This window comes from Arthrobacter sp. B0316-1-20, assembly GCF_059091865.1.
Genome location: NZ_JBNHHC010000003.1, coordinates 66,348 through 91,467 on the forward strand (window position 1 = coordinate 66,348; position 25,120 = coordinate 91,467).

The 25,120-nt window shown below is 70.0% G+C and carries 24 protein-coding genes; 20 read left to right on the forward strand and 4 right to left on the reverse strand.

What is annotated here, in order from left to right; translation table 11 throughout:
- Positions 1-68: 68 nt before the first annotated feature.
- The 7 genes from AC5RW2_RS05555 to AC5RW2_RS05585 all read left to right on the forward strand — a co-directional run bounded on the left by AC5RW2_RS05555 (position 69) and on the right by AC5RW2_RS05585 (position 8,398).
- Positions 69-1,043, forward strand: coding sequence for a tetratricopeptide repeat protein (locus tag AC5RW2_RS05555; RefSeq protein WP_494073732.1), 975 nt, complete (start codon positions 69-71; stop codon positions 1,041-1,043).
- Positions 1,044-2,156: an NADH:flavin oxidoreductase/NADH oxidase gene (locus AC5RW2_RS05560; protein WP_494012418.1), complete on the forward strand. Its 1,113-nt coding sequence runs from the start codon at positions 1,044-1,046 to the stop codon at positions 2,154-2,156.
- Positions 2,157-2,204: 48 nt separating this feature from the next.
- Positions 2,205-3,143: an ABC transporter ATP-binding protein gene (locus AC5RW2_RS05565; protein WP_494025638.1), complete on the forward strand. Its 939-nt coding sequence runs from the start codon at positions 2,205-2,207 to the stop codon at positions 3,141-3,143.
- Positions 3,125-4,696: a transporter gene (locus tag AC5RW2_RS05570; RefSeq protein WP_494022834.1), complete on the forward strand. Its 1,572-nt coding sequence runs from the start codon at positions 3,125-3,127 to the stop codon at positions 4,694-4,696. Before AC5RW2_RS05565 ends, AC5RW2_RS05570 begins: the two co-directional genes overlap by 19 nt.
- A 91-nt stretch (positions 4,697-4,787) precedes the next feature.
- Positions 4,788-5,096, forward strand: a complete 309-nt coding sequence (locus AC5RW2_RS05575) for a DUF3039 domain-containing protein (protein WP_494073733.1) — start codon at positions 4,788-4,790, stop codon at positions 5,094-5,096.
- A gap of 87 nt (positions 5,097-5,183) precedes the next feature.
- Positions 5,184-6,614: an MFS transporter gene (locus AC5RW2_RS05580; protein WP_494073734.1), complete on the forward strand. Its 1,431-nt coding sequence runs from the start codon at positions 5,184-5,186 to the stop codon at positions 6,612-6,614.
- Positions 6,611-8,398: a DEAD/DEAH box helicase gene (locus tag AC5RW2_RS05585; protein WP_494000106.1), complete on the forward strand. Its 1,788-nt coding sequence runs from the start codon at positions 6,611-6,613 to the stop codon at positions 8,396-8,398. Before AC5RW2_RS05580 ends, AC5RW2_RS05585 begins: the two co-directional genes overlap by 4 nt.
- 15 nt (positions 8,399-8,413) lie before the next feature.
- Here AC5RW2_RS05585 and AC5RW2_RS05590 read toward each other — a convergent pair whose 3' ends face one another.
- Positions 8,414-9,031, reverse strand: a complete 618-nt coding sequence (locus AC5RW2_RS05590) for an isochorismatase family protein (RefSeq protein ID WP_494073735.1) — start codon at positions 9,029-9,031, stop codon at positions 8,414-8,416.
- Complete coding sequence (locus AC5RW2_RS05595; RefSeq protein ID WP_494000104.1) at positions 9,028-10,359, reverse strand: nicotinate phosphoribosyltransferase; 1,332 nt, start codon at positions 10,357-10,359, stop codon at positions 9,028-9,030. The genes AC5RW2_RS05590 and AC5RW2_RS05595 overlap by 4 nt, the downstream gene beginning before the upstream one ends.
- Positions 10,360-10,502: 143 nt before the next feature.
- On the opposite strand from AC5RW2_RS05595, the gene clpS reads away from it, so the two are divergent.
- The 12 genes from clpS to AC5RW2_RS05655 all read left to right on the forward strand — a co-directional run bounded on the left by clpS (position 10,503) and on the right by AC5RW2_RS05655 (position 21,669).
- Positions 10,503-10,835, forward strand: coding sequence for an ATP-dependent Clp protease adapter ClpS (gene clpS, locus AC5RW2_RS05600; RefSeq protein WP_493979739.1), 333 nt, complete (start codon positions 10,503-10,505; stop codon positions 10,833-10,835).
- Positions 10,836-11,411, forward strand: a complete 576-nt coding sequence (locus tag AC5RW2_RS05605; RefSeq protein ID WP_494022837.1) for a DUF2017 domain-containing protein — start codon at positions 10,836-10,838, stop codon at positions 11,409-11,411.
- A 356-nt stretch (positions 11,412-11,767) separates the two neighbouring features.
- On the forward strand, positions 11,768-12,724 hold the full coding sequence (gene murI, locus AC5RW2_RS05610; protein ID WP_494001275.1) for a glutamate racemase: 957 nt from the start codon (positions 11,768-11,770) through the stop codon (positions 12,722-12,724).
- Complete coding sequence (locus tag AC5RW2_RS05615; RefSeq protein WP_494000101.1) at positions 12,721-13,515, forward strand: MBL fold metallo-hydrolase; 795 nt, start codon at positions 12,721-12,723, stop codon at positions 13,513-13,515. Before murI ends, AC5RW2_RS05615 begins: the two co-directional genes overlap by 4 nt.
- Before the next feature lie 169 nt (positions 13,516-13,684).
- Entirely contained in the window at positions 13,685-14,473 is a 789-nt protein-coding gene (gene rph / locus AC5RW2_RS05620; RefSeq protein ID WP_493979743.1) for a ribonuclease PH, read from the forward strand.
- Positions 14,474-14,525: 52 nt separating this feature from the next.
- Entirely contained in the window at positions 14,526-15,137 is a 612-nt protein-coding gene (rdgB, locus tag AC5RW2_RS05625; protein WP_494073882.1) for an RdgB/HAM1 family non-canonical purine NTP pyrophosphatase, read from the forward strand.
- A gap of 559 nt (positions 15,138-15,696) precedes the next feature.
- Positions 15,697-17,223, forward strand: a complete 1,527-nt coding sequence (locus AC5RW2_RS05630; protein WP_494073736.1) for an HNH endonuclease — start codon at positions 15,697-15,699, stop codon at positions 17,221-17,223.
- Positions 17,224-17,332: 109 nt separating this feature from the next.
- Positions 17,333-18,010, forward strand: coding sequence for a DedA family protein (locus AC5RW2_RS05635; RefSeq protein WP_494073883.1), 678 nt, complete (start codon positions 17,333-17,335; stop codon positions 18,008-18,010).
- A 533-nt stretch (positions 18,011-18,543) separates the two neighbouring features.
- The gene (locus AC5RW2_RS05640; RefSeq protein ID WP_494022839.1) at positions 18,544-18,933 is read left to right on the forward strand and encodes a GntR family transcriptional regulator; all 390 of its coding nucleotides are present in this window, start codon (positions 18,544-18,546) and stop codon (positions 18,931-18,933) included.
- A complete protein-coding gene (locus tag AC5RW2_RS05645; protein ID WP_494073737.1) occupies positions 18,930-19,856 on the forward strand; it encodes an ABC transporter ATP-binding protein in 927 nt (308 codons plus the stop codon). Before AC5RW2_RS05640 ends, AC5RW2_RS05645 begins: the two co-directional genes overlap by 4 nt.
- A complete protein-coding gene (locus AC5RW2_RS05650) occupies positions 19,853-20,542 on the forward strand; it encodes a hypothetical protein (RefSeq protein WP_494012409.1) in 690 nt (229 codons plus the stop codon). Before AC5RW2_RS05645 ends, AC5RW2_RS05650 begins: the two co-directional genes overlap by 4 nt.
- Before the next feature lie 110 nt (positions 20,543-20,652).
- Positions 20,653-21,669 carry a 3'-5' exonuclease gene (locus AC5RW2_RS05655; RefSeq protein WP_494073738.1) on the forward strand — a complete coding sequence of 339 codons (1,017 nt, stop codon included), beginning with the start codon at positions 20,653-20,655 and terminating at the stop codon, positions 21,667-21,669.
- 26 nt (positions 21,670-21,695) lie between these two features.
- On the opposite strand, the gene AC5RW2_RS05660 is transcribed toward AC5RW2_RS05655, so the two are convergent.
- Together AC5RW2_RS05660 and AC5RW2_RS05665 are read right to left on the reverse strand one after the other, a co-directional pair.
- Positions 21,696-22,622 carry an SDR family NAD(P)-dependent oxidoreductase gene (locus tag AC5RW2_RS05660; RefSeq protein WP_494025645.1) on the reverse strand — a complete coding sequence of 309 codons (927 nt, stop codon included), beginning with the start codon at positions 22,620-22,622 and terminating at the stop codon, positions 21,696-21,698.
- Positions 22,623-22,626: 4 nt separating this feature from the next.
- A complete protein-coding gene (locus tag AC5RW2_RS05665) occupies positions 22,627-23,844 on the reverse strand; it encodes an ADP-ribosylglycohydrolase family protein (RefSeq protein ID WP_494073739.1) in 1,218 nt (405 codons plus the stop codon).
- Positions 23,845-23,990: 146 nt separating this feature from the next.
- Between AC5RW2_RS05665 and AC5RW2_RS05670 the strand changes: the two genes are divergently transcribed.
- A complete protein-coding gene (locus AC5RW2_RS05670; protein ID WP_494073740.1) occupies positions 23,991-25,040 on the forward strand; it encodes an MIP/aquaporin family protein in 1,050 nt (349 codons plus the stop codon).
- The last annotated feature ends 80 nt before the right edge of the window (positions 25,041-25,120 follow it).

Here is a 25,120-nt window from a genome sequence, read left to right on the forward strand (position 1 = left end):
CCGGGCCGCGACGCCGGCCCGGTCGGGCAAAATTCCGGGCGCCGACCGAGACGTATTAGTGTGATGTCATGACCACTCCAACTCCAGGACAGGGCCCCGCGCCGTCTTCCGTCAGCCTCCGCGGCGCCGTCGACCTGTCCGCGCTGAAAAAGCCGCAGCCGCCGGCGGGAGGCACGCCGGCCGCCGGCGCGCCGGCCGCCGGCGCGCCGGCAGCGGGTGAAGGCGAAGCTCCGGGCTACATCGTCGAGGTCAACGAGCAGAGCTTCCAGCCGCTCGTCCAGCTGTCCGCACAGGTCCCCGTGATCGTGGAACTGACCGCGTCATGGAGCGACCTGGCGCAGCAGCTGGCCTCCGCCATGGCGGAGGTGGCGAACGAGTTCGCCGGCCGCTTTGTGCTGGCCCGGGTCGACGTCGATGCCAGTCCCGGCATCGCCCAGGCCTTCCAGCTGCAGAGCGTGCCGGCCGCCGTGGCGCTCCTGAAGGGGCAGCCGATCCCGCTGTTCCAGGGGGCGGCGACGGCCGACGAGCTGCGGCAGTTCGTCAACGAGCTGCTCAAGGTGGCACAGGCCAACGGCGTCACCGGCACCGCGCCCGGAGCGGGCGATGCCCCGGCCGAGGAAGAGAAGCCGCTGCCGCCGCTGCACCAGGAAGCGTTCGAGGCCATCGAGGCCGGGGACTTTGATCGCGCCGCCGCGGCATACCGGAAGGCGCTGGCCGAGCAGCCGGCGGACGACGAGGCGCGCACCGGCCTGTACCAGGTCCAGCTGCTGCAGCGGCTGCAGGGGGCCGATGCGGCCGGGCTGCGGGCCGCTGCGGCCGACCGGCCCGACGACCTGCAGGCCCAGCTGGCCGTTGCCGACCTGGACGTCTCGGGCGGCCATGTCGAGGACGCCTTCGCCCGCTTGGTGGGTTTCATCAGCCGCCACGCCGGGGATGAACGGGAGGCCGCCCGGGCCCGCCTCGTGGAACTGTTCGACGTGGTGGGCAGCACCGACCCGCGGGTGTCCAAGGCACGCCAGGCTCTGGCCAGGGCGCTCTTCTAAATGGCGCAGGCTGTAGCCGGCGGCCTGTTCGAGCCGCTGAAACTGCGCGGTCTGCAGCTCCTGCACCGCGGCTGGGTGGCGCCGATGTGCCAGTACTCGGTGCGGCGGGAGGACGCGCCCGGGACACCGAACGACTGGCACCTGATGCATCTGGGCCAGTTCGCCGCCGGAGGGGCCGCGCTGATCCTCACCGAGGCGACAGCGGTTGACGCGGCCGGCCGGATCAGTCCCGAGGACACCGGCATCTGGACCGACGACCAGGCCCAGGCGTGGGGCAGGATCACGGAGTTCGTGCACCGCTATGGCTCGGCGGACACCAAGATCGGGATCCAGTTGGCCCACGCCGGGCGCAAGGCGTCGACCTACGCGCCCTTCGCCCCGAAGTCCGGCTCGGTGCCGCCCGCCGAGGGGGGCTGGCGGACCGTGGGCCCGACGGCTGCCGCCTTTGGCCGCTACGCGGCGCCGGACGCCCTGGACGAGGCCGGCATCCGGCGGGTCATCGCGGACTTCCGCGACGCGGCGGCCCGTGCCGTCTGGGCCGGCTTCGACACCGTGGAGATCCACGGCGCCCACGGCTACCTGCTGCACCAGTTCCTCTCGCCGCTGGTCAATACCCGCACCGACGGCTGGGGCGGTACCGCGGCCGGGCGTGCCCGGCTGCTGCTGGAGGTGGTGGAGGCGGTTCGCGGCGTCATCCCGGACGCCATGCCGCTGCTGCTCCGCGTCTCCGCCTCCGACTGGTCGGACGGCGGGCTGGAACCGGAGGCCGTGGCCGACGTGGTGGAACAGGCCGCCGCCCGCGGCGTGGACCTGGTGGACGTCTCTAGCGGCGGCGCGGTGCACGGGGCGAACATCCCGCTGCGGCCGGGATACCAGGTGCCCTTCGCGGCCGCCATCCGGCGCCAGGCGGGCATCCCGACCGGCGCCGTCGGACTCATCACCACAGCCGCGCAGGCCGACTCGATCATCAGGGAAGGCTCGGCGGACGCGGTACTGCTCGCCCGGGCGGCGCTGCGGGACCCGCACTGGTGGCAGCGCGCCGCCGTCGAACTGGGCCACGAACTGGCGTGGGCGCCGCAATACGAGCGTGCCGCGGTGGCGGAGAAATATTAGTCCTTGCGGATGACGTCCCGGTGAACCCCCGGTTGTTAGCGTGGACACATGACTTCGCACCCATCACACCCTCCGGTCCAGCAGCCGGACGAGCAGAACAGCAGCGCGGTACCGGTGCCGGGCGGCGCCGCCCCGCAGGGGTACCCGGCGCCCGGCCCTTCGGACGCTGCGCCGGCTGCCGCGCCCGCCCAGGCCCCCGTTCCCGCCCAGGCTCCCGTTCCCGCCCAGGCACCCGTTCCCGCCCTCGCGGTGCGCGGTCTGGCCAAGCGCTTCGGCGACAAGATCGCCGTCAACGGCGTCAACCTGGACGTGCCCGCCGGGTCCTTCTACGGGCTGGTCGGGCCGAACGGGGCGGGCAAGACCACCTCGCTCTCCATGGCCACCGGGCTGCTGCGGCCGGATTACGGCCAGGTGTGGGTGCACGGCGTGGACGTCTGGGCCGAGCCGCTGACGGCCAAGCGCCTGATGGGCGTGCTGCCCGACGGCGTCCGGCTGTTCGACCGGCTGACCGGGGAACAGCTGGTCACCTATGCCGGGCTGCTGCGGGGCATGGACCGGGAGACCGTGGCCGCCCGCGTCCCGGACCTGCTGCGGGCCATGGACCTGACCAACGACGCCGGCACCCTGGTGGTGGACTATTCCGCCGGCATGACCAAGAAGATCGCCCTGGCCACCGCACTGATCCATGCGCCGAAGCTGTTGGTGCTGGATGAACCGTTCGAGGCGGTAGACCCGGTCTCCGCGGCGAACATCCGCGACATCCTCCACGACTACGTGGACTCCGGGGGCACGGTGATCGTGTCCAGCCACGTCATGGACCTGGTCCAGCGCATGTGCGACCACGTGGCGGTGATCGCCGGCGGCAACGTGCTGGCCGCCGGCACCGTGGACGAGGTCCGCGCCGGCGCGAGCCTGGAAGAGCGCTTCGTCCAGCTGGTCGGCGGACGGACCCAGGCGGAGGGGCTCGAGTGGTTGCGCACCTCGTAAGGCTGAAGCTGGCGCTGCTGCGCAACGGCTTCAAACGCAGCCCGTGGCAGCTGGTGGGGGTGATCCTCGGGGGCCTGTACGCGATCGGCATGCTGGCCCTGCTGATTTCCGGACTGTTCTTCCTCAGCTACACCGAGCCGGACATGGCCCGCATGGTGGTGGTGCTGGGCGGCTCCGCGGCCTTCCTGGGCTGGGCGCTGATCCCCATGATGGCCACCGGCGTGGACATGACGCTGGACCCGGCCCGGTTCGTGACCTACGCCGTGCCCATGCGCCAGCTGCTGCTCGGGCTCGCCATCGGCGGGCTGGTCGGCATCCCGGGCGTGGTGACGCTGGTCGCCGCGCTCGGGCATGCGGCCGCCTGGTGGCAGCACCCGGCCGCGCTCGTGGCCGCCGTCCTGTGCGCCCTGATCGCAACGCTGACGTGCGTGGTGCTCTCCCGCGTGACGACGTCGGCGTCCACGACGCTGGCCAGCTCGCGCCGGTTCAAGGACCTCAGCGGCGTCATCGGCATCATCCCGCTGGTGCTGCTGGGACCGATCATGGTCGGCATCGTCGAGGGGTTCCGCAGCTCGCAGGACTTCCTGCCGGCCCTGGCCGAGGGCCTGGCCTGGTCGCCGCTGGGAGCGGTCTGGGCCGTCCCCGGCGACCTGGCCCTTGGCAACTGGGGCCCGGCCGGCGCCCGGCTGCTCATCGCGGTGGCCTTCCTGGCCGTGCTGGCCTGGCTCTGGAAGCTCAGCCTGGCCCGTGCGCTGGTCACCCCGCCGTACAACGCCGTGTCCCGGAAGGCCGGCGGCAGGCTGGGCTGGTTCTCCCGGATGCCCGGAACCCCTGCCGGAGCCGTGGCGGCGCGCGCGCTCATCTACTGGTTCAAGGATCCCCGCTACGGGGCGTCCCTGGTTTCCATTCCGCTCATACCGGTGGCGGTCTTCTTCGGCCTCTCGCAGACCGGCGACTTCACCTTCATGCTGTGGATGGGCCCGATGATCGCCTTCCTGCTGTCCTTCGGCATTTCCGCGGACATCGCCTACGACAACACGGCGTTCGCGCTGCACGTCACCACCGGCGTGAGCGGACGCGCCGACCGGATCGGCCGGGCCGCGGCCTGCGCGGTGATCGCGCTGCCGGCCACCGTCGTGCTGACCGTCCTGCCGTTCGTGTTCATCGGCGGGTGGCACCTGCTCCCGCCCGTTGCCGGGGTGGCCCTCGGCGTGCTGCTGACCGGCCTGGGCCTGTCCAGCGTGGTCTCGGCCCGTTACACCTACAACGTGCCGCTGCCGGGGGAGAGCCCGTTCAAGACCCCGCCCGGCTCGACAGCCCGGATGATGCTGGTCCAGCTCGGCGGGCTCGGCGTGCTGGTGCTGCTCTCGCTGCCGGAACTGGTGCTGGCGCTGATCGGTGTCTTCACCGGCGACGCGCTGTGGGGATGGCTGGCGCTGGCGGTCGGCCTCGTGCTCGGTGCGGTCCTGCTGGTGGTCGGCATCGAGCTGGGCGGCCGCTGGTATGACCGCCGGACGCCGGAACTCCTCCAGGCCGTGGCCAAAAACAAATAGCACACAAACCCAGCCGCGGCGGCGGGCGACGACGACGGGGGAGCCGGGCTCCGCCGTCGTCGTTCCCGTTTCAGGGGTTAAGATGGGTGGCATGAGTCTTCCCCCGGATCCTTTCGAAAACGACCCCCGCGCGCCGCAGACCCCGGGCAGGTCCACCGCGACGATCGAGCGTGAAGAACTCCGCGAAGAGCTTGAGCCCGGCGACCGCGAACGCTTTGCGCACTACGTCCGCAAGGAAAAGATCATGGAGTCGGCGCTGTCCGGCGAACCGGTGATCGCCCTGTGCGGCAAGGTGTGGGTGCCCGGCCGCGACCCGAACAAGTTCCCGGTATGCCCGGACTGCAAGGCCATCTACGAGGGCCTGCGCCCCGGCGGCGACGATTCCGGCAAGAAGAAGTAGTAACCTTCCCCACCCCACGAGCGCGGGCGCGTCCGGTGCCCGCCGCGCTTCCCCCTGCCTGCCAAGAAAGTCAGCCCTGGTTTTTTGATGCCCGAATCCACCGCCATCCGCGCGCCCGGCGCCATGTCTGCTGCCTACCGGCCGCTGACCATCGGCCTGCTGACGGTGATCACGCTGGCGGCGTTCGAGGCCGTGGCGGTGGCGACGGCGATGCCGGTGGTGGCGGCCGACCTGGAGGGCAAGTCCGCCTACGGGCTGGCGTTCTCCATGTTCCTGACCGCTTCGCTGCTGGCCAGCGTGGTGGCCGGAGTCTGGTGCGACGCGAAGGGCCCGCGCCCGGCCCTCGCCGCGGGGCTGGTGCTGATGGTCGCCGGGCTGGTCCTGTCCGGGGTGGCCGGGGAGTTCTGGATCTTCACCGCGGGCCGCGCCGTGGCCGGGCTGGGCGGCGGGTTCGCAATCGTGGCCGTCTACGTGATCATCGGACAGGTCTATCCGCAGCGGCTGCAGCCGGTGGTCTTTGGCTGGCTGGCGGCGGCCTGGGTGGTGCCGTCGCTGGTGGGGCCGCTGGCCGCCGGCGTCGTCGCCCAGTACCTTTCCTGGCGCCTGGTGTTCTACGGCGTGGCGCCGATCTTCCTGCTGGCCGTGCTGGTCATCTGGCCGCAGACCGGCAGCGTGGGAGCCCCGGAGAACCCGACCACGGACAAGCGCGGCGGGCGCCTGCAGGCGATGCGGGGTCTGCTGCTGGCCGGCGGCGTGTTCCTGGCCCAGTGGGCCCTGTTCGAGGCGGTCGCCGGCGGGTCCGCCGGGAAGCTGGTGCTGATGTACGCGCTGGCGGCCGGCGGCGTGGTGCTGGCGCTGGCGGCGCTGCCCAAGCTGATGCCGCCGGGCACCTTGCGGCTGCGTCGAGGGCTGCCCAGCGTGATTGCCACCCGCGGACTGATCAACCTGGCATTCTTCGGCGCCGAGGCGTTCATCCCGCTGATGCTGGTGGCGGCGCACGGCATCTCGCCGGCCACCGCGGGCCTGGCCCTGACGGCCGGCGCGGTCGGCTGGAGCATCGGCTCCTGGCTGCAGGCACGCGTCGAGACCGCCCGGCACCGGATGCTGGTGATCGGATCCGGCATCCTGACCGCCTGCATGGGGCTGATGGCGCTGGTGTCCGCGCCGTCGGTGCCGCTCGCGGCGCTCATCGTCGTCTGGGCGCTGGCCGGGTTCTCGATGGGCATGGCCTTGTCCACCACGTCCGTGATGGTGCTGAAGCTGTCCGCCCCCCAGGAGCGCGGACGGAACTCCGCGTCGCTGCAACTGGCCGACCAGCTGGGCGGCGTGGTGGGTACCGCCGGGGCGGGAGGACTGTTCGCGCTGCTGCGGGATCCGGACAACCCGGGCTCGGTGGGCGTCTACGTGGTCATTTGGCTGGTGCTGGCCGTGGTGGCGGCGGGCGGGATCGCCACCGGCTGGCGCAGCGCGGAACGGATTGAAAACGGACAGGAACAACGGGAGGAGGCCGGCACATGAGCAACGACACACTATTCGGCGCCGGACCGGTGCTGCCGCCGGCTTACCCGGAACGGGCTGCCTGGGGCACCGCCCCCAAACTGCGCCAATGGCAGGCCGAGGCCCTGCAGAAGTACTTCGAGATGGCCCCGCAGGATTTCCTGGCCGTGGCTACCCCCGGCGCGGGCAAGACGACCTTCGCGCTGCGCGTGGCCACCGAACTGGTGGACCGGGGGATCGTTAACCGGATCACCGTCGTCGCCCCGACCGACCACCTCAAGCGCCAGTGGGCGGACGCCGCGGCGCGCGTTGGGCTGGCGATCGATCCGAACTTCAAGAACTCGGACGGTTCGCACGGCCGCGATTTCATCGGCGTCGCCGTTACCTACGCGCAGGTGGCCATGAAGCCGCTGTTGCACCGGGCCAAGACCGAGGCCGCCAAGACGCTGGTGATCCTCGACGAGATCCACCACGGCGGCGACGCCCTCAGCTGGGGCGACGGCATCCGCGAGGCGTTTGAACCCGCCGCCCGGCGCCTGGCGCTGACCGGCACCCCGTTCCGCTCGGACACGGCGGCGATCCCGTTCGTGGAGTACGCCGAGGACAAGGACGGCATCCGCCGCTCGCGGGCCGACTACACCTACGGCTACGGCAGCGCCCTGCGCGACCACGTGGTGCGCCCGGTCATGTTCATGGCCTACTCGGGGCAGATGCGTTGGCGCACCAGTTCGGGGGACGAGTACGCCGCGTCGCTCGGCGAGGCCGCGGTCACCAAGGACATCACCGCGCAGGCCTGGCGCACGGCGCTGAACCCGCAGGGGCAATGGATCCCGTCGGTGCTGGCGGCAGCCGACAAGCGGCTGACCGAGGTCCGCCGGGCCGTGCCCGACGCCGGCGGGCTGGTGATCGCCACCGACCACGAGGACGCGCGGGCCTACGCCGGCCAGCTGAAGAAGATCACCGGGGAATCCGCCACCGTCATCCTCTCCGACGACGCCGGCGCCTCCGAAAAGATCGAGGCGTTTTCCGCCGGCGACAGCCGCTGGATGGTCGCCGTCCGCATGGTCTCCGAAGGCGTGGACGTGCCCCGCCTCTCGGTCGGGGTCTACGCCACCTCGACGGCCACCCCGCTGTTCTTCGCGCAGGCCGTGGGCCGCTTCGTGCGCGCCCGGAAGCGCGGCGAAACGGCGTCGGTGTTCCTTCCGTCGGTGCCGAACCTAATGGAACTGGCCAACCAGATGGAGCTGGAGCGCGACCACGCGCTGGACCGGCCGGACAAGGACAACGACGAGGGCTTCATTCCCGAAGAGGCCCTGATGGAGCAGGCCAACCGGGAAGAGTCGGCCTCGGATGCGCTGACCAAGCAGAAGTTCGAGGCACTGGACTCCCAGGCATCTTTCGACCGCGTGCTGTTCGACGGCGCCGAGTTCGGCACCGGCGGCGAGCTCGGCAGCGAAGAGGAACTGGACTTCCTGGGCATTCCGGGGCTGCTGGACGCGGAGCAGGTGGGCATGCTGTTGCGCCAGCGCCAGCAGGAACAGCAGTCGCGCAAACGCAAGCGTTCGGGCGGGGCCGCGGATCCCGAGCCGGCCCCGGCCGTGGTTGACCACCGGCAGCTGACCGAACTCCGCAACCAGCTGGCCAAGAACGTGTCCGCCTGGTCGGCGCGCTCCGGCATGCCGCACGGCGTGGTCCACTCCGAGCTGCGCCGGGTCTGCGGCGGTCCGCCGGTGGCCCAGGCCAACGAGGAGCAGCTGAACCGGCGCCTGAAGAAGCTCCAGGACTGGTTCATCGGCCGGAAGTAGCCGGCGGCCGGCCGGCTACTCGATGACGTCGATGCCGTAGTCGCTGAATTCGGCCAACGTCTTCTCGACGCGCCCGGCGTTGATTCCCGCCGACAGCGCCAGGTTCACGGCGGTGGCGTAGCCGGCCTGGGCGGCGTCGAGGGCGGTCTGGCGGACGCAGTAGTCGGTCGCCAGCCCGGCCACCACCACCTCGTCCACCCCGTGCTCCTGCAGCCAGTCGTCCAGGCTGGGCATCTCGACCAGCTCTTCCTCCTCGTCGCCCTCGCGCTCCCCGGTGGCAACCTCATCCGCCGGCGCCAGCAGTCCGTCGAAGCCGGAGTAGCCGGCGTCGTACTGGCCCTTGCGGAAGTAGGCGTCGATCCGGTCGGTGTCCAGGTCGGGATGCAGATCAGCCCCGCGGGTACCGGCGACGCAGTGCCGCGGCCAGCTGTCCACGAAGTCCGGCTCGTCGGAGAAGTGGCTGCCCGGATCCACGTGCCAGTCCTGGGTCGCGACCACGACGTCGTATTCGTCCGGCCGGGTCTCCAAATGTTCGCTGATGTCGGCGGCAGTTTTCGCTCCGCCGTCGACGGCCAGGGTGCCTCCCTCGCAGAAGTCGTTCTGGACGTCGACGATGATCAGTGCGCGTGTCATGGCTGCTCCTCGAATTCGGTGGGAATGGCGGCCTCGCCGCGCTGCAGCCGGTTCACGGCGCCGGGCAGCTCGGCCATGGAAGCGGTGTGGCGTTCGGCGGCGCGGCGGACGCCCTCGGCGCCGGTCCAGCCGTCCGCCAGCTTGCCGTTCGTGACGAACTGCTGCAGCAGCGGGCGGTCGTTGCCGTCGTCGAAGGGCGGGTGGCCGATGCCGACCACCTCGGCCGTGGCCGACCCGTGCTCGTCCAGCCGGCGCAGCGCGTATTTGCGTCCGCCGACGGAAATCTTGTTCTTCGACGCCTTCGCCACCGACACCTGCTCGCCGTTGCTGCCCTCGCGGCTGACCAGTTTGTAGACCATGCTGGCGGTCGGGGCACCGGATCCGGTGACCAGCGCGGTGCCGACGCCGTAGGAATCCACCGGAGCCGAGGCGAGGGCCGCGATCGCGTATTCGTCCAGGTCCGAGGTGACGGTGATGCGGGTGTGGTGGTTGCCCAGGTCGTCCAGCAGCTGGCGCACCCACTGGGCCTGGGCGATCAGGTCGCCTGAATCCAGCCGCACGCCGCCCAGCTCCGGACCCGCCAGGTCCACGGCCGTCCGGACGGCGGTTTCGACGTCGTACGTGTCCGCCAGCAGGGTGGTTCCCACACCCAGCGAGGCCAGCTGTGCCTCGAAGGCCTGCTGCTCGGTGTCGTGCAGCAGGGTGAAGGAATGGGCGGCGGTGCCCACCGTCTTGACGCCGTACCGGTAGCCGGCTTCCAGGTTGGAGGTGCTGGAGAAGCCGCCGATCACCGCGGCCCGGGCGGCAGCCACCGCCGACTCCTCGTGCGTGCGGCGGGACCCCATCTCGATGCAGGGCCGGCTGCCGGCGGCCCCGGTCATCCGCGAGGCGGCCGAGGCGATGGCGCTGTCGTGGTTCAGCACGGACAGGATGAAGGTCTCCAGCACGCAGGCCTCGGCGAAGCTCGACTCCACCACCAGGATCGGCGAATACGGGAAGTAGGCCTCGCCCTCGGCATAGCCGTAGATGTCGCCGGAGAACCGGAAATCGGCCAGCCAGTCGATGGTGCGCGCGTCGACCACGCCGGTGCGGGCCAGGAAGTCCAGCTGGTGCTCGGAGAACGTGAAGTGTTCCAGGCCCTCCAGAATCCGGCCGGTTCCGGCCACCACGCCGTACCGGCGGCCTTCCGGCAGCCGCCGGGCGAACGCCTCGAAGACCGAACGCCGGTGCGCCGCGCCGGAGTGCAGGGCGGCCTGGAGCATGGTCAGCTCGTAATGGTCGGTGTACAGGGAGGTGCTGGGGTGCGCCCAGCCGGCTGCGATGTTCACATCCCCGACTCTAATCCTGTTTCGCCCTCCGGGCAGTTCCGTGCCGCCGTCGCCCTCCGGGCAGTTCCGTGCCGCAGTCGCCGTCCGCGGAGTTCCGTGCCGCCGTCGGGCCGGAAGGGCGCGCCCTGCCTACAATGGAAGCCATGACCGTGAGCATCCTTCCCTCCTGCACAACCGTGCTGGACTCGGATATCGAGACGTCCCGCCGCGCGGAATCCGCCGAACTTACGGCCAAGGACACCCCGTGGGTCGTGATCGTGTGGAACGATCCGGTCAACCTGATGAGCTACGTCAGCTATGTCTTCCAAAGCTACTTCGGCTATTCGGAAACCAAGGCCCGCAAGCTGATGCTCGAGGTGCACCAGCAGGGGAAGTCAGTGGTGGCCACGGGCAGCCGCGAGCAGGCCGAGCGGGACACCGTGGCGATGCATTCGTTCGGCCTGTGGGCCACGTACCAGAAGGCGGACCAGGCGTAGATGGCCAAGGCATTCAAGCACACGCGCAAGGGAATCACCGGGTTCCTGGAACCCGCCGAGCGGGACCTGATCCGGAAGCTGTTCGCGGACGTCGTCGCCATGCTGGAAGTCGACCGGCAGGACGAGGATCCGCTCGCGGCGATCGTCGGCCTGGACATGGATGCCGCCAAGCCCCGGGACCCCGCGCTGCTCCGGTTGCTGCCGGATGCTGTGGAGCACGACGACGGCGAGGCCCTGGAGTTCCGCAGGCTCACCGAACGCTCGCTGCGGGAGGACAAGCTCGGGGCGCTGCGCGCCAGCGCGCTGCTGCTGGAACAGACGCCGCTGCACCTGACCGACGAGCAGGCCCGGCTGTTCGCCCGGGCCGTGAACGACGTCCGCTTGGTGCTGGCCGAGCGGCTGGAGCTGCGCACCGACGAGGACGCCCAGGCCCTGCATGAGATCGACGACTGGTCCCAGGCCGAGGACCTCGAGACCTATCTGGCGCTGGTCTACAACTTCATGACGTGGCTTCAGGAGACCCTGATGCAGGCGTTGCTGGACGGGCTGGACCACCCGTCGGGCCGGCACCGCTGAGCCACGCCCCGGCGCGCCGGCACCGCTGAGCCATGCTGCGTCGGGCCGCCGCCGCTGAGCCACGCCCCGTCGGGCCTGCACCGCTGAGCCACGCCCGTCCCGTCGGGCCCATAGACACGTGAAACCGAGGCCCCGAGATCGCGGGGCCACGCCCTGCGTCGGCCCGGCCACGGCGACCCGGGAATGGGCCGCAACCTTCCCGGGTCCGCGCCCAGGCGGCGCCCGGGTCGGGAGGCCGCCGTCGGCGGGGAAACACTGTGAGATGGCTAACAGAAGCCGCGCAGAAGTTCGCTCAACCGGCCGCCAACGTCTTATCCTCTAGTGAACATGAGCCCGGAAAGGCAGTGAAACTGAAGATGTTGATCCAACCCGCAGCTCCGATCGGCATCTTTGATTCCGGGGTGGGTGGGCTGACCGTGGCCCGCGCAGTGATAGATCAGCTGCCCAACGAATCCATCTTGTATGTCGGCGACACCGCAAACGGCCCCTACGGGCCGCTGCCGATCGCCGAGGTGCGCGCGAACGCGCTGGGCGTGATGGATGAACTCGTGGACGCCGGCGTGAAGCTCCTCGTGATCGCCTGCAACTCCGCCTCCGCCGCCGTTCTGCGCGACGCCCGGGAGCGCTACACGGCCCGCTACGGCATCCCGGTGATCGAGGTGATCCAGCCAGCCGTCCGCCGCGCGGTCGCCTCCACGCGGAGCGGCAGGATCGGCGTGATCGGCACCTCGGCCACCGTCGGTTCCCGCGCCTACGAGGACACCTTCGCCGCCGCGCCGCACCTCGACGTCACCTCCGTGGCCTGCCCCCGGTTCGTGGAATACGTGGAGGCCGGCGTGACGGCCGGCCAGGAGCTGCTGTCCACCGCCGAGGAGTACCTGGAGCCGCTCAAGCGTGCCGACGTGGACACGCTGGTGCTCGGCTGCACGCACTATCCGCTGCTGACCGGCGTGATCTCCTACGTCATGGGCGACGGCGTGACGCTGGTTTCCAGCGCGGAAGAGACCGCCAAGGACGTTTACCGGTCTTTGGTGTCCCACGATCTGCTGCGTCCGGAAGGGACGCCGGGCCGGCACCACTTCATTGCCACGGGCGACGCAGCATCCTTCGAGGTGCTGGCGCGCCGGTTCCTGGGGCCGGAAGTGATCGCCGTGGAGCATGTGGAGCACGTGGCGGCGCAGTATCCCACCGGGAGCATGGCCAGGATCACCCCGGAGATGGTTGCCGCCGCGCGCGCCGGGGCGCAGGCGGGCCCGAAGGTTTCGCCGTTCGCCGGTGCATCGGGGCAGTACAACCCGGGGGAGCGGGCATGAACCTGACCATCATCGGCTGCAGCGGCTCGTTTCCCGGACCGCAGTCACCGGCGTCGTGCTATCTGGTCAGCGCCCACGACGGCGAGCGGACCTGGCGCATCCTGCTCGACCTGGGCAACGGCGCATTGGGCACCGCACAGCGCTACATGGCGTTGGAGGATATCGACGCCGTCTTCCTGAGCCACCTGCACCCGGACCATTGCATGGACCTGTGCGGCCTGCATGTGGCGGTGCGCTGGAATCCCGACGGCTGGACCAAGGGCCGCATCCCCGTGTGGGGGCCGGCCGCCACGGCGGACCGCATGGCCACCGCCTACGGGCTGGAATTGGATCCGGGCATGAAAGAGGAGTTCGACTTCCACGTTTGGGCGGAACGGGAACCGGTGAAGCTGGGCCCGTTCACCATCACGCCGTATCCGGTGCGCCACCCCGTCGATGAGGCCTACGCGATCCGGGTCGAGGCTACGGAGCCCACGTCCGAGGGGCCGGTCACGCGGGTGCTGGCCTACTCCGGTGACACCGACAGCTGTCCCGCACTGGTCGAAGCGGCGTTCGGCGCGGACATGTTCCTGTGCGAGGCGGCCTTCCACGAGGGACGCGACGACGCCGTCGACGGCGTGCACCTCACCGGAAAGCGGGCTGGTGCCGCTGCCACCGAGGCGCAGGTCCGGCGGCTGCTGCTGACCCACCTGCCCGTCTGGAACGACTCCGTGCGTACCGTCGAGGAGGCCCGCGAAACCTACGTCGGCGATCTCGCGGTCGCGGTAGCCGGCGTCAGCTACGTCGTTTAAGCGGCAGCGGAGCGGTGGCGGCGACGCCTTCCGGGCGGCTCTTGGACGGAGTCGGGCGCCGGCGTCTAGGCGGCCACGGCCCGGTGGCGGCTACGTCTTCCGGGCTGCGGCGGCTGCGAGCTCCGGCCCCCGAGCGACCGCGGCCGCTGCGAGCCGATAGGGTGGACTCATGATTGATGTTGATCCAGGTTCCGCCATGCCCGCTGCCGCCGCCCGCGCCGACGGCCGGACGCCCGAGCAGTTGCGTCCGATCAGCATCACTCGCGGCTGGTCCAACCAGGCTGAAGGATCGGCGCTGATCGAGTTCGGCAACACCCGCGTGCTTTGCACCGCATCGGTGACCGCGGGCGTGCCCCGCTGGCTGAAGGGCGAAGGACGCGGCTGGGTGACGGCTGAATACGCGATGCTTCCCCGTGCCACCAACACCCGTTCCGACCGCGAATCCGTCAAAGGCAAGATCGGCGGCCGCACGCACGAGATTTCCCGGCTGATCGGTCGCTCGCTCCGCTCGGTCATCGACACCAAGGCGCTGGGGGAGAACACCATCGTCTTGGACTGCGACGTGCTCCAGGCCGACGGCGGCACGCGCACGGCGGCCATCACCGGCGCTTTCGTGGCCCTTGCCGACGCCTTGCACTGGGCTAAAGAACAGAAGCTGATCGCCCGTTCGGCCCGCCCGCTCACCGATACCGTTGCGGCCGTGAGCGTCGGCATTATCGACGGCGTGCCGATGCTGGACCTGCCCTACGTCGAGGACGTGCGCGCCGAAACGGACATGAACGTGGTGGTCACCGGATCCGGCCAGTTCGTGGAAGTCCAGGGCACCGCCGAGGGCGCGCCGTTCGACCGCGCGGAACTCGACGCGCTGCTGGACCTGGCTCTTGCCGGCACCGCCCAGTTGGCCCAGATCCAGCGGGACACGCTGGCGGAGACGCTGGGCGAAGTCATCCGTGGCTGACACCGCGGCCGCAGGCGCCGAGCCCGGCGGAGCGCCGGACGCCGGGCAGGAAATCAAGCCCCGGCTGGTCTTGGCCACCCGCAACCAGGGAAAGCTGCGCGAATTGCGAGACCTGCTGCGCGGCCAGATACCGGGGCTCGACGTGGACACCCAAGTGATCGACGCTGCCACCGCAGGGGTCCCGGACGTTGCCGAAACCGGACTCACGTTCGCGGAGAACTCCCTGTTGAAGGCACGCGCAGTGGCCGAAGCCACCGGGCTGGTGGCGGTGGCCGACGACTCGGGCCTGGCGGTTGACGTACTCGGCGGGGCGCCCGGCATCTTCTCGGCCCGCTGGGCCGGGAAACACGGCGACGACGAAGCGAACCTGCGCCTGCTCTTGAACCAATTGTCCGATATCGCGCCCGAGCACCGCGGGGCCGCGTTCGTCTGCGCAGCAAGCGTCGTGTCGGCGCGTCTCGAAGCCGTCGAGGAGGGCCGTCTGGCGGGCACCCTGCTGGCCGAACCGCGCGGCTCCGGCGGATTTGGCTACGACCCCATCCTGCAGCCGGCGGGGATGGACCGCAGTTGCGCCGAACTGCGGCCGGAGGAAAAGAACGCCATCAGCCACCGCGGCCAGGCGTTCCGCGCGCTGCTGCCTCACATAGTGGCGGCACTCGGCTAGGAATCGGAGAGGCCGTGCCGCAGCGCAGCCGGGGACCCGCCGCAGCCGGGGACCCGCCGCAGCGGAGGGGCCACTGTCGGCGGCTTGCGGCGCCCCCACACCTGCGGACTGACCGCTTTCTGCGGAGGATTTCTGCATCGCCCGAAACTGTCAGTGGCGGCGGATAGCCTGTTTTCAGTAGCAGTTCAGCACCATCGTTGGCCGCCGGGTTGTGGGTTTGTCGGCGGCGTCTGCGGATCCGTGCAGGGTTCGTGACCGCTCGTAGTCGAGGCCATGCAGCACGCATGCTGAAGATTGAGACGCTGAGATGTTTGATCCGGCCATACCCGAACCACCCGCCGCAGCAGCGCTAGCGCCCAGATCGTCTGCCACAGCGCCGAGTGCCGCAGCCACCTCTGCCGCAGCCGCGGACGCCGCAGCATCGCCTGTTGCAGGACCACTTGCCGGAGCCCCGTCTGTCACAGCCCCGCCCGCCCAAGCATCAGAAGCAGGACCACCTGCCACAGCCCCGTCTGCCGGCAGCGGTTTGTTGCGGGGCGCCGGGCCGACGGCGGGTCCGATGCGGTCTGCCGCTGTTCGGGCTGCGGCCGTTGCCCTCGAGGGCATCGACGTGGGTGCGTCGGAGCGGGAACTGGTGGAGGAGCTTACGGCGCTGGAGGGTTTGAAGGCTGCCGCCGCGGCCGCGCAGGCCAGGGTGCAGGTCGCGTTGGAGGAATCGGTGCGTGCCCGCCGTGCCTGCGCCGGGGTCCCGAAAGACCGGCAGGGCGCCGGGGTGGCCGCCCAGATCGGGTTGGCTAGGCGCGAGTCTCCGCACCGTGCCGCGGTCCTGCTGAACCTGTCCCGGACCCTGGTCGCACAGATGCCGCACACCCTGGCCGCCCTGGCCGCGGGGGATCTGAACGAATACCGGGCCGAGATCCTGGCCCAGGAGACCGGCTGCCTGTCCCCGGAGCACCGGGCCCGCGTGGACCGGGAACTGGCCGGGAACCGGGAGCGGCTGCACGGGCTCGGGAACCGTGCGCTGCGGGCCGAAGCCAAACGCCTGGCCTACCGGCTCGATCCCCGCTCGGTGGTGGAGCGGGCGGCGAAGGCCGAAGCGGACCGGAATGTGTCCTCCCGGCCCGAACCGGACACGATGGTCTCGGTCCGGACCCTGCTGCCGGTCGTCCAGGGGGTGGCGGTGATGGCAGCCCTGCACAAGGAAGCGGACCGGCTGCGCAGCACGGGCGACCCCCGGTCGCGGGGCCAGCTGATGGCCGATACCGTGTTCGAACGCGTCACCGGCCGCAGCACCGCCGACCCGGCCCGGCTGGAAATCCAGTTGGTGATGACCGACCGCGCCCTGCTCCGGGGCGAGGCCGAACCGGCCTGGCTGACCGGGCACGGCATCGTCCCGGCCCGTTACGCCCGCAACCTCACCCGCCCGCCGCAACCGCCGGCACCGGCGCCAGCACTGGCAGCAACCGGCGGCAGCCCGCGGGGCGGGGCCGGGCAGAAGGCGCCGCCGGCCGGGACCGAGCCGGGCTGGAAGACCGCCCGCGAGCAGGCCCAACGCACCAAGGTATTGAAACAGGCCAGCGTGGAAGACGTCTGGGTCCGCCGCCTCTACACCGAGCCGGGGACCGGGCAGCTGTTGGGGATGGACTCGGCCGCACGGAGATTCCCGGATGGGATGCGCCGGATGATCCACGCCCGCGACGCCGTCTGCGCAAGGCCCTGGTGCGACGCCCCGATCCGGCACATCGACCACATCGTGCCCTGGACGCAGGGCGGTGAAACGACCATGGCCAACGGCCAGGGACTGTGTGAACAATGCAACCAGTCAAAGGAAGCCGAAGGCTGGTCCAGCCGCACCCTCGACGGACCGCACCACACGGTGGAAACCACCACCCCCACCGGACACACCTACACATCCACCCCGCCACCACTGCCAGGCACACTCGCTGCAGGTGGTGCCTTCAGATCCGTGATCGCCGCCGAAGCGGCTCTAGGGGAGTCGACAGTGCGGGCACGGCGCCGTCGGCGCTTCCGACTGATGTGTAGGCGCAGCCTCCCACATCCAGCAATAAGGGCAACTAAGTTATAGCTGCGCGGATTGCGCGCGAACTGCACCTCTTCGGGTGTCCGGACCGTCCAGACCCGACGCCCGGTTCGGTCTTGACGGGGGCGGTAAGGCAGACTTGTACACGATGAGCATGCTGATCCCTTACCTGATGTCCGGTCCCCGCCCTGCCCAGTCCGCAGATGATACCTCTGCCCTCACCGGGGTGGCCGAGTGGGCCGTAGGGCTGATGGAAGGCATCGGGGCACCAGGCGCGGGTCTGGCGATCGCGCTGGAGAATCTTTTCCCGCCGCTGCCCAGTGAAGTGGTGCTCCCGCTGGCAGGCTTCACGGCCAGCCGCGGCAGCTTCAGCCTTATCGAGGCGCTGGTATGGACCACGATGGGCTCGATTATCGGCGCGTGGGCGCTTTACGGGTTGGGGGCTTGGCTGGGCCGACGGCGCATGCGCGCCATCGCCGACAAGCTTCCGCTGATCGACCTGGAAGATGTGGACAGGGTGGAAGCCTGGTTCAACCGCCACGGCTACAAGGCAGTCTTCTTTGGTCGCATGATCCCTATCTTCCGCAGCCTGATTTCCATCCCCGCCGGCATCGAGCGCATGCCGATGGGCAAGTTCCTCGCGCTCACCGCAGCCGGGAGCCTGATCTGGAACAGCATCTTTGTGCTGGCCGGCTTCTACTTGGGAGAGAACTGGCACATCGTGGAGGAGTACGCCGGCGTCTTCCAGAAGATCGTCATTGTCGTTGTCGTTGTTGCTGGCCTGTACTGGTTGACCACCAGGATCCGCAAGATCAGGAACCGGCGGGCGTAGGTAGCTGCTAAGGGCTGATCCTCCCATCGGTCAGCTTTGCCGCCGGCCCTGTAGACCTTCCGTTCCGCCGCCAGTTCCTCCGCACCACGAATCCTGCTCTAGCCCCCACCGGTCCTTACGGCGACGGACGCCACTCCGCTGACACCCCGCTGCCTTTACACCTTGACGGGCCCCCGGCCGCCACCGTGCTGCCCTCACGCCGTTGACGGGCCGCCGGCCGCCAGGCATCGCCCTCACACCCCTTGACGGCAGTCCGCCGCCACCGTGATCCCTCACATCCTTGACGGGGCCTGCGCCGCCACCTTGATGCCCGCTGGCCCAAGTGCGCCGCCGCCGAATTGACGGGAACTGCCTGGCGTCCGCACCCCGGAGCCCGCGTACGAGCTCCGGGCCGGCTCGGCCTAGGCGTTCAGTCGCCCCAATCCTCCTCCAGTTGACACGTACTCCACCTGTTGTATGGTTAGCTACATGAGTAATGAACCCGTGCACCCAGCCCAACTAGGGGTGCAATGGGCCGGGAAAGGGAGGCGGCAGTGATCGATGACTCAAAGCCGATCTTCCTCCAGATCGCCGAACGAGTTGAGAACGACATCGTGGACGGGGCGCTGGCCGAGGAAGGCCAGGTGCCGTCGACCAATGAGTTCGCCGCCTTCTACCGGATCAATCCCGCCACCGCGGCCAAAGGCGTCAACCGCTTGGTCGATGACGGGATTCTGTACAAAAAGCGGGGGATCGGCATGTTCGTAGCCGCCGGAGCCCGCTCCCGCTTACTGGCCCGCCGGCGTGACGACTTCTACCGCGAGTACGTTCAGCCGATGGCCCGGGAAGCACGAAAACTGGGTATCAGCACCGAACAGCTGACTGCCATGCTCCACCGCACCGAGTCCACCAGCGACATGACAGAGGGAAGCGTGTCCCCATGAGCTACCAGAACAAACCAGCCATCGAACTGAGGCAGGTGAGCAAGTCCTACGGTGATGCCAAGGCACTGGACAACGTCAGCCTGCGTCTGGAGGGCAACCGGATCTACGGGTTGCTGGGTCGAAACGGCGCCGGCAAGACCACCCTGATGTCGGTGCTCACTGGCCAAGGCTTCCAGAGCAGCGGTGAAGCCTTGGTCTTCGGGCAGCACCCGTATGAAAACGACGCCGTGCTGTCCCGGATCTGTTTCATCCGGGAATCACAGAAGTACCCGGACGATTTCACGCCCCGGCAGGCGTTCAAGTCCGCCGCCCTGTTCTTCCGGAACTGGGACCAGGCCTACGCAGACCGGTTGGTCGAGGATTTCCAGCTCCCGCCCAAACGGCGGATCAAGAAGCTTTCCCGCGGCCAACTCTCCGCCGTCGGCGTGATCATCGGGCTGGCATCCCGCGCGGAGATAACATTCTTCGACGAACCGTATCTGGGGCTCGACGCCGTGGCCCGCCAGATCTTCTATGACCGGCTGGTCGAGGATTTCGCCCACCATCCGCGCACCATCATCCTTTCCTCGCACTTGATCGATGAGGTGGCAAACCTGCTGGAGCACGTCGTACTGATCGACCGCGGCCGGGTCATCATGGACGACGACGCCGAAGCGATCCGCGGGACGGCCTTCACCGTGGCCGGCAGCGCTGAAGCGGTCAGGTCCTTCGCGGTGGGGCGGGAAGTGTTGCACCGCGAATCGCTGGGCTCACTGGCCTCGTGGACCATCGACGGCAGGCTCTCGGATGGCGAACACGCCGAGGCTGCGGAACTCGGTGTGGAGTTGGCGCCGGTGTCGCTCCAACAACTGGTCGTGCGGAAGACCACTGCTGCAACCGATGCCGTCGCCGATGCCGACTCCGAGCTGGAGGTCTTGAAATGAACCGCGTCATCAACGTAGCGCGCATGCAGTTGATCAATAAGTGGACCTTCCTGGGCATCCCCGCCGTAATCCTGCTGGCCTCCTTTCTGGTGACCCTGGCCATCTGGGCGATGATTCCTGCCGACGGCGGCACGCTGTATTCCGGAACCGCGCAGGCGGTGATGTGGTACTTCCTGGCGCTGGGCATTCAGTCGCTGACACTGACGTTCCCGTTCTCGCAGGCGATGAGCGTGAGCCGCCGTACCTTTTACCTCGGCACCGTCGGCCTGTTCGCCGTGGTCGCCCTTGCCGTCAGTGTCCTGTACTACCTGCTGGGCCTGCTGGAAATTGCCACCGGCGGCTGGGGCTTCAACGGCAGGATGTATGCCCTGGGCTGGATCGCCGACAGCAGCCCGATGGTGCAGATCCTGTTCTACTTCATCGCCATGGTGGCGTTGTTCATGATCGGTTTCTGGTTCGCCACCATCTACAAGCGCTGGCAGGCGACCGGGATGTTAATCACATGGGTCGCGATCGCCGTGGTCCTGATCGGGCTGCTGGGCCTTATCGCCTGGCAGGGCTGGTGGCCGGCCGTCGGCGGGTGGCTGGTGGCCCAGACCCCGCTGAGCACCTCCGGCTGGACGGCGCTGTTCTGCGCGGCCCTGGCGGCCGGGTCCTACCTGACCCTCCGCCGGGCCACCCCCTGACCAAGCCTTGACCCGCCCGCAGGACGGCGGCCCCAGCACGCGCGCCGGGGCCGCCGTCGTGGCGTGTTGCAGGCGCAGAACCGTCCGTGCCGTCGCTTAGGGTTGAACGCGTGGCAGTTGACTTCACGGCGATCGATTTCGAGACGGCAAACGGGTTCCGGGGCTCCCCATGCTCCGTCGGCTTGAGCAAGGTCCGTGACGGCCGGATCGTCGAGGAAGCCTCCTGGCTGATGCGGCCGCCGGAGGGCTTCGACCACTTCGACCGGCGCAACGTCCAGATCCACGGCATCACCGCGGGCATGGTAGCGGGAAAGCCGCGTTTCGGTGAGATCTTCGCCGACCTGGCAGCCTTCATCGGCTCCGACGTGCTGGTCGCCCACAACGCCGCCTTCGACATGGGCGTGATCCGATCGGCTCTGGAAGTCTCGGAACTCTCCGGGCCGGCCTACGACTACGCCTGCACCGTCATCCTGTCGCGGCGCAGCTATTCGCTCGTCTCATATTCCCTGCCGTTCGTCGCCGAGGCCGCAGGCGTGCCGCTGCACAACCACCACGACGCCGTGGCGGACGCGCGGGCCTGCGCCGGCATCATGATCGACATCGCCGGCCGCAACTCCGCCGGCAGCATTCCCGAGCTGCTGACCGCCCTGCAGTTGCGCGCCACGCGCCTGGAGGCCTACCTCCACGGCAGCGCGGCGGTGTCCAAACCCACCCGGACCGCGCTCGAGCGGCAGGCGCTGGGTGCGGCCGGGGGCGCCGCGCCGTCGTCGGCCTGGACCTACTGGCCGGACGAGGGGGAGAACCCCGAGCCCAACCACGCGGCCGACGACTCCCACCCGCTGTACGGCCAGACCGTGGTGTTCACCGGCAATCTGGGCCTGTCGCGGCAGGAGGCGAAGAACCGGGCGGCGGAGCTGGGGGCCCGGCCGGCCAGCAACGTCACCCGGAAGACCACCGTGCTCGTCGTCGGCGACGGTTTCGTCGCCTCCGACCTCAAGAGCGGCCGCGTCACGGCCAAGGCACACAAGGTGCTGCAGCTGCACAGCAGGGGCCAGCAGATCGAGGTGCTGTCCGAAGGCGAGTTCTTGCAAATGATCGGGGGACGCTGGCCCGCGCACAGCGTCTGACCCGCCGCCGTCGCCCGCCACCGGAGTCAGAGCCGGAGGCCTACCCCGGTGAGTTCCTCGGACAGGTCGATCAGTCGGGAGGCGGCGTTGCGCTCGCGGGCGTGCCGCCGCGGCGCGACGACGGCGGGGCGTCCGGTCAGCTGGAACGGCCCGTCCGGTCCCCAGTAGTCGCCGTTGCGGACCTCCTCGGCGGCTGCCGCGTGCACCAGCGGCCGGGCGCCGGCGTCCTTGCCCTGCGCCACCAGCCCGAAAAGCACCCGTTGCCAGCCCGCCGCCGGACGCGACAGCTGCAAGCCCGGCCGGTCCGGGGTGAAGTATTTGCGCGCGTACCCGGGATGGGCCACCACGGAAGCGACCGGCGAGCCCACCGCGTGAAGCCGGTTCGCCAGCTCGAATCCGAAACTCATCACCGCCAGCTTGGACAGCGCGTAGGACCGGTAGCTGTTGTACCGGGCCGGCAAAGCTGCCCGGCGGAAGTCCGGCCGGACCCAGCGATGGCTGATGCTGCCCACATGCACCACGCGGCCGCGGCTGCGGCGCAGTACAGGCATCAGCCTAGCGACGAGCGCGAAGTGGCCCAGGTGGTTGGTGCCGAACTGCAGTTCGAAGCCGTCGGCGGTGAACTGCAGTTCCCGGGAACCGATTACCCCGGCGTTGGCCAGCAGGGCATCGATCCGCCCCCGCTCGGCAAGTTCGCCTGCCGCTTGCCGGACCGAGGCCAGATTGGCAAGATCCAGCTCCTGAAAGTGCACGTCCGCGCCGGGCACAGTGCGGCGGACGGCTTCCATGGCTGCCCGGGCGCGTGCCGCATCACGGGCAGCCATGACCACCGTGGCTCCCGCCGCGGCCAGTTGTTCACTGGCGAAGTAGCCGAGGCCGGCGCTGGCACCGGTCACGAGGATCGTCTTCCCGTCCTGGCGGGGCAGCGCAGGGGCAGCGCGGTCGTGGTCCACGGGCTCAGCCCTGGGTTTGCGCCAGGAAGCGCTCCGCCATGCCGAGAATGACGTTGGGGGCCTCCAGCGCGGCCAGCCATTCGGCGGGGAGTGCCGCCTCGCCATAATGGGCGCCCAGGAGGTTCCCGGCGAGGCTGCCGGCCGAGTCGCTGTCGCCGTCGTGATTAATGGCCGCGGCGACCGCCCGGCGGAAGTGGTGCTCCGGCGTCGTGCTGTCCGCCGTCGCCAAGACGGCGTAGAGGGCGATGGCCAGGGCTTCCTCGGCCACCCGGCCCAGGCCCAGCGTGGCGGTCAGCACGGCCGGCTGCACGGGGCCGCCTGCCGACAGCTCGATGGCGGCGCGCAGCCGCCCTGCCAACTCGGCGGCGGCCGGGTCCTGCTCGGTGCGGGCCAGCAGGGCCACGGCGGCGCCGGGCAGCGTGGCCTGTTCGTGCACCAGCAGCCGGATCAGCGTGGCGAAGGTTGCCGCGCTCTGGTGGGCCGTCGGATGGCCGTGGGTGAGCGCCGAGCCGTCCGTGGCCAGCCGCTGGACTGTTTGGTCGTCGACGAACGGCAGCAGCCCGAAGGGAGCCGACCGGACCACCGTGCCGCAGTCCTTCGAGTCCGGGTTGACCGGGCGCGCCCGCGTTCCCATTTCCCCGGTGGCCAGGCCGGACAGGCAGGCGGCGCCGGGGGCGCGGCGTGCGTGCAGCACGTCCTGTTCGTCGATCCAGCGCGGCTGGGGCTCCGGCGCGTTGTCCGGAAAGCGGCCCTCCTGGGTGGCGTACCAGCGCAGGTAAGCCAGCCAGAGGCAGGCGGCTTCGTCGGCGGCGGTACCGGCATTGGCCCATTCCAGCGCCTCGGTCAGCCCGTCGAGGGTATAAAGCGTCAACTGCGTGTCGTCGGAGAAGTGGCCGGGCTCCGCCAGTTGGGAGAAGTCCCGCAGCCCGTCCGCCCCGAAGCGTCCGGCGATCGCGTCGAAGGAGTCGAATTCGACGCCGGCCCCCAGCTGGTCCGCCAGGGCGCCCCCGAGCAGGCAGCCGCGCACCCGCGAGGCGAAGTCCGGCACCGCGTGGGCCGTCGTCTCCGGCTGGGTAATGGGCGGCGGCGCGGCGGCGGGAACCGGTGTGGGCTGGGCAGCGTCGGGAGCGGGCCGCATGGTGCCGGGAGGAGGCGGCGCGCTGCCGGCGAAGTCCGGCGCGTCGGCGGAGGGGGAACCGGGGAGCGGGGCGTCGTTAGTCACGACTACCAGCTTAGGCGCGGGACCGGACCTTTCGCCGGGCATCCTTCCCGGGCAGCACCCAGCTTTTTCACAGACCCCGATGCCAGAGTGGAGTAGTTTTGAGTAATCCGCCGGCTGCTGGCCGGCCCTGCAGAAGGACAGTATCCATGGCAGCAGCCCACCCCGCGTCACCGGCTCCGGCCGTCCACGCCGCCCCGCCCCGGCTAGGCGAGGGGCGCAGCTATTCGGCCCGCATCGGCGCCGAAGCGGCAGGTTCGTTCCTGCTCTTTTTCGGTGCCCTGGGGATCGGCATGTTCAATCCGCAGGGCGGCTTCAGCGTCCCCTTCGGCTTCGGCCTGGCGGTCGTTGCCGGCATGCTTGCGTTCGGCCACGTCTCCGGCGGCCACTTCAACCCGGCCATCACGCTGGGCAGCGCGCTCGCGGGCCGGACCTCCTGGAAGTCGGTGCCGCCCTACGTCCTGGCGCAGCTGGCCGGCACCTCGCTGGCCGCCGTCGTGCTCTGGGTGATCATGGGCAGCCACCCGGTCAGCGCCCAGTCGGCCGGCGTGTTCACGTCCATCTCCAACGGTTACGCCGGCGGCGACGAACTGGGCTTCTCGATGGCGGGGGTTTTCCTGGCCGAAACCGTCGCCACCGGGCTGCTCGTGGCGGTCTACCTCGGTGCCACCTCGTCCCTGGACCGGCTCCGCAGCGCCCCGTACGCGGTGGGGCTTGCGTTCGGCGTGCTGACCGCCGTGATGCTCCCGATTTCCAACGCCGGACTGAACCCGGCCCGCTCCACGGCCGCGGTGTATTTCGCGGACGGCAGCCCGCTGGGCGAACTGTGGCTGTTCTGGGCGGCCCCGCTGCTGGGTGCGGTGATCGCCGGGCTGCTCTACCGCAGTGCCGAACTGGTGCCCGGGCCGCGCAAGGCAACCAACGACGGCGATGCACCGGCTGCATCTTCCGGCAAGCCTGTGGAGGGGAAGACTGCCGCTGGCGGCGGCGTTTCGGCCGGCACGGTGTCCGCCGGAGGCGCGGCCGCCGGATCCGCGGCCGGCTCGGTGCCCGCCGGGTCCGCCGCCGGACGTGAGGTTCCCGACGTCGCGGTGGAGGACCAGCCGGACGAGCCCGCGCCGGCGGACGATCAGGGCGCCGCCGAAGCCCGCGACTTCTTTGACCGCAAGCCGAACCGGACACGCCCGGACGGCGAATAACCACAAGGCCCCGCGCAACGGCACGTCCCGATTTCGGGACGTGCCGTTGCGCTTGTCCGAAACTGTCCCAGCCGGCGGAT

Excerpts from the sequence above, each read along its gene's own strand:
- AC5RW2_RS05555 (WP_494073732.1), top strand. The coding sequence starts at position 69 with ATGACCACTCCAACTCCAGGACAGGGCCCCGCGCCGTCTTCCGTCAGC.
- AC5RW2_RS05560 (WP_494012418.1), top strand. The coding sequence starts at position 1,044 with ATGGCGCAGGCTGTAGCCGGCGGCCTGTTCGAGCCGCTGAAACTGCGC.
- AC5RW2_RS05565 (WP_494025638.1), top strand. The coding sequence starts at position 2,205 with ATGACTTCGCACCCATCACACCCTCCGGTCCAGCAGCCGGACGAGCAG.
- AC5RW2_RS05575 (WP_494073733.1), top strand. The coding sequence starts at position 4,788 with ATGAGTCTTCCCCCGGATCCTTTCGAAAACGACCCCCGCGCGCCGCAG.
- AC5RW2_RS05580 (WP_494073734.1), top strand. The coding sequence starts at position 5,184 with ATGCCCGAATCCACCGCCATCCGCGCGCCCGGCGCCATGTCTGCTGCC.
- AC5RW2_RS05585 (WP_494000106.1), top strand. The coding sequence starts at position 6,611 with ATGAGCAACGACACACTATTCGGCGCCGGACCGGTGCTGCCGCCGGCT.
- AC5RW2_RS05590 (WP_494073735.1), bottom strand. The coding sequence starts at position 9,031 with ATGACACGCGCACTGATCATCGTCGACGTCCAGAACGACTTCTGCGAG.
- clpS (WP_493979739.1), top strand. The coding sequence starts at position 10,503 with ATGACCGTGAGCATCCTTCCCTCCTGCACAACCGTGCTGGACTCGGAT.
- AC5RW2_RS05605 (WP_494022837.1), top strand. The coding sequence starts at position 10,836 with ATGGCCAAGGCATTCAAGCACACGCGCAAGGGAATCACCGGGTTCCTG.
- murI (WP_494001275.1), top strand. The coding sequence starts at position 11,768 with ATGTTGATCCAACCCGCAGCTCCGATCGGCATCTTTGATTCCGGGGTG.
- AC5RW2_RS05615 (WP_494000101.1), top strand. The coding sequence starts at position 12,721 with ATGAACCTGACCATCATCGGCTGCAGCGGCTCGTTTCCCGGACCGCAG.
- rph (WP_493979743.1), top strand. The coding sequence starts at position 13,685 with ATGATTGATGTTGATCCAGGTTCCGCCATGCCCGCTGCCGCCGCCCGC.
- AC5RW2_RS05630 (WP_494073736.1), top strand. The coding sequence starts at position 15,697 with ATGCGGTCTGCCGCTGTTCGGGCTGCGGCCGTTGCCCTCGAGGGCATC.
- AC5RW2_RS05635 (WP_494073883.1), top strand. The coding sequence starts at position 17,333 with ATGCTGATCCCTTACCTGATGTCCGGTCCCCGCCCTGCCCAGTCCGCA.
- AC5RW2_RS05645 (WP_494073737.1), top strand. The coding sequence starts at position 18,930 with ATGAGCTACCAGAACAAACCAGCCATCGAACTGAGGCAGGTGAGCAAG.
- AC5RW2_RS05650 (WP_494012409.1), top strand. The coding sequence starts at position 19,853 with ATGAACCGCGTCATCAACGTAGCGCGCATGCAGTTGATCAATAAGTGG.
- AC5RW2_RS05670 (WP_494073740.1), top strand. The coding sequence starts at position 23,991 with ATGGCAGCAGCCCACCCCGCGTCACCGGCTCCGGCCGTCCACGCCGCC.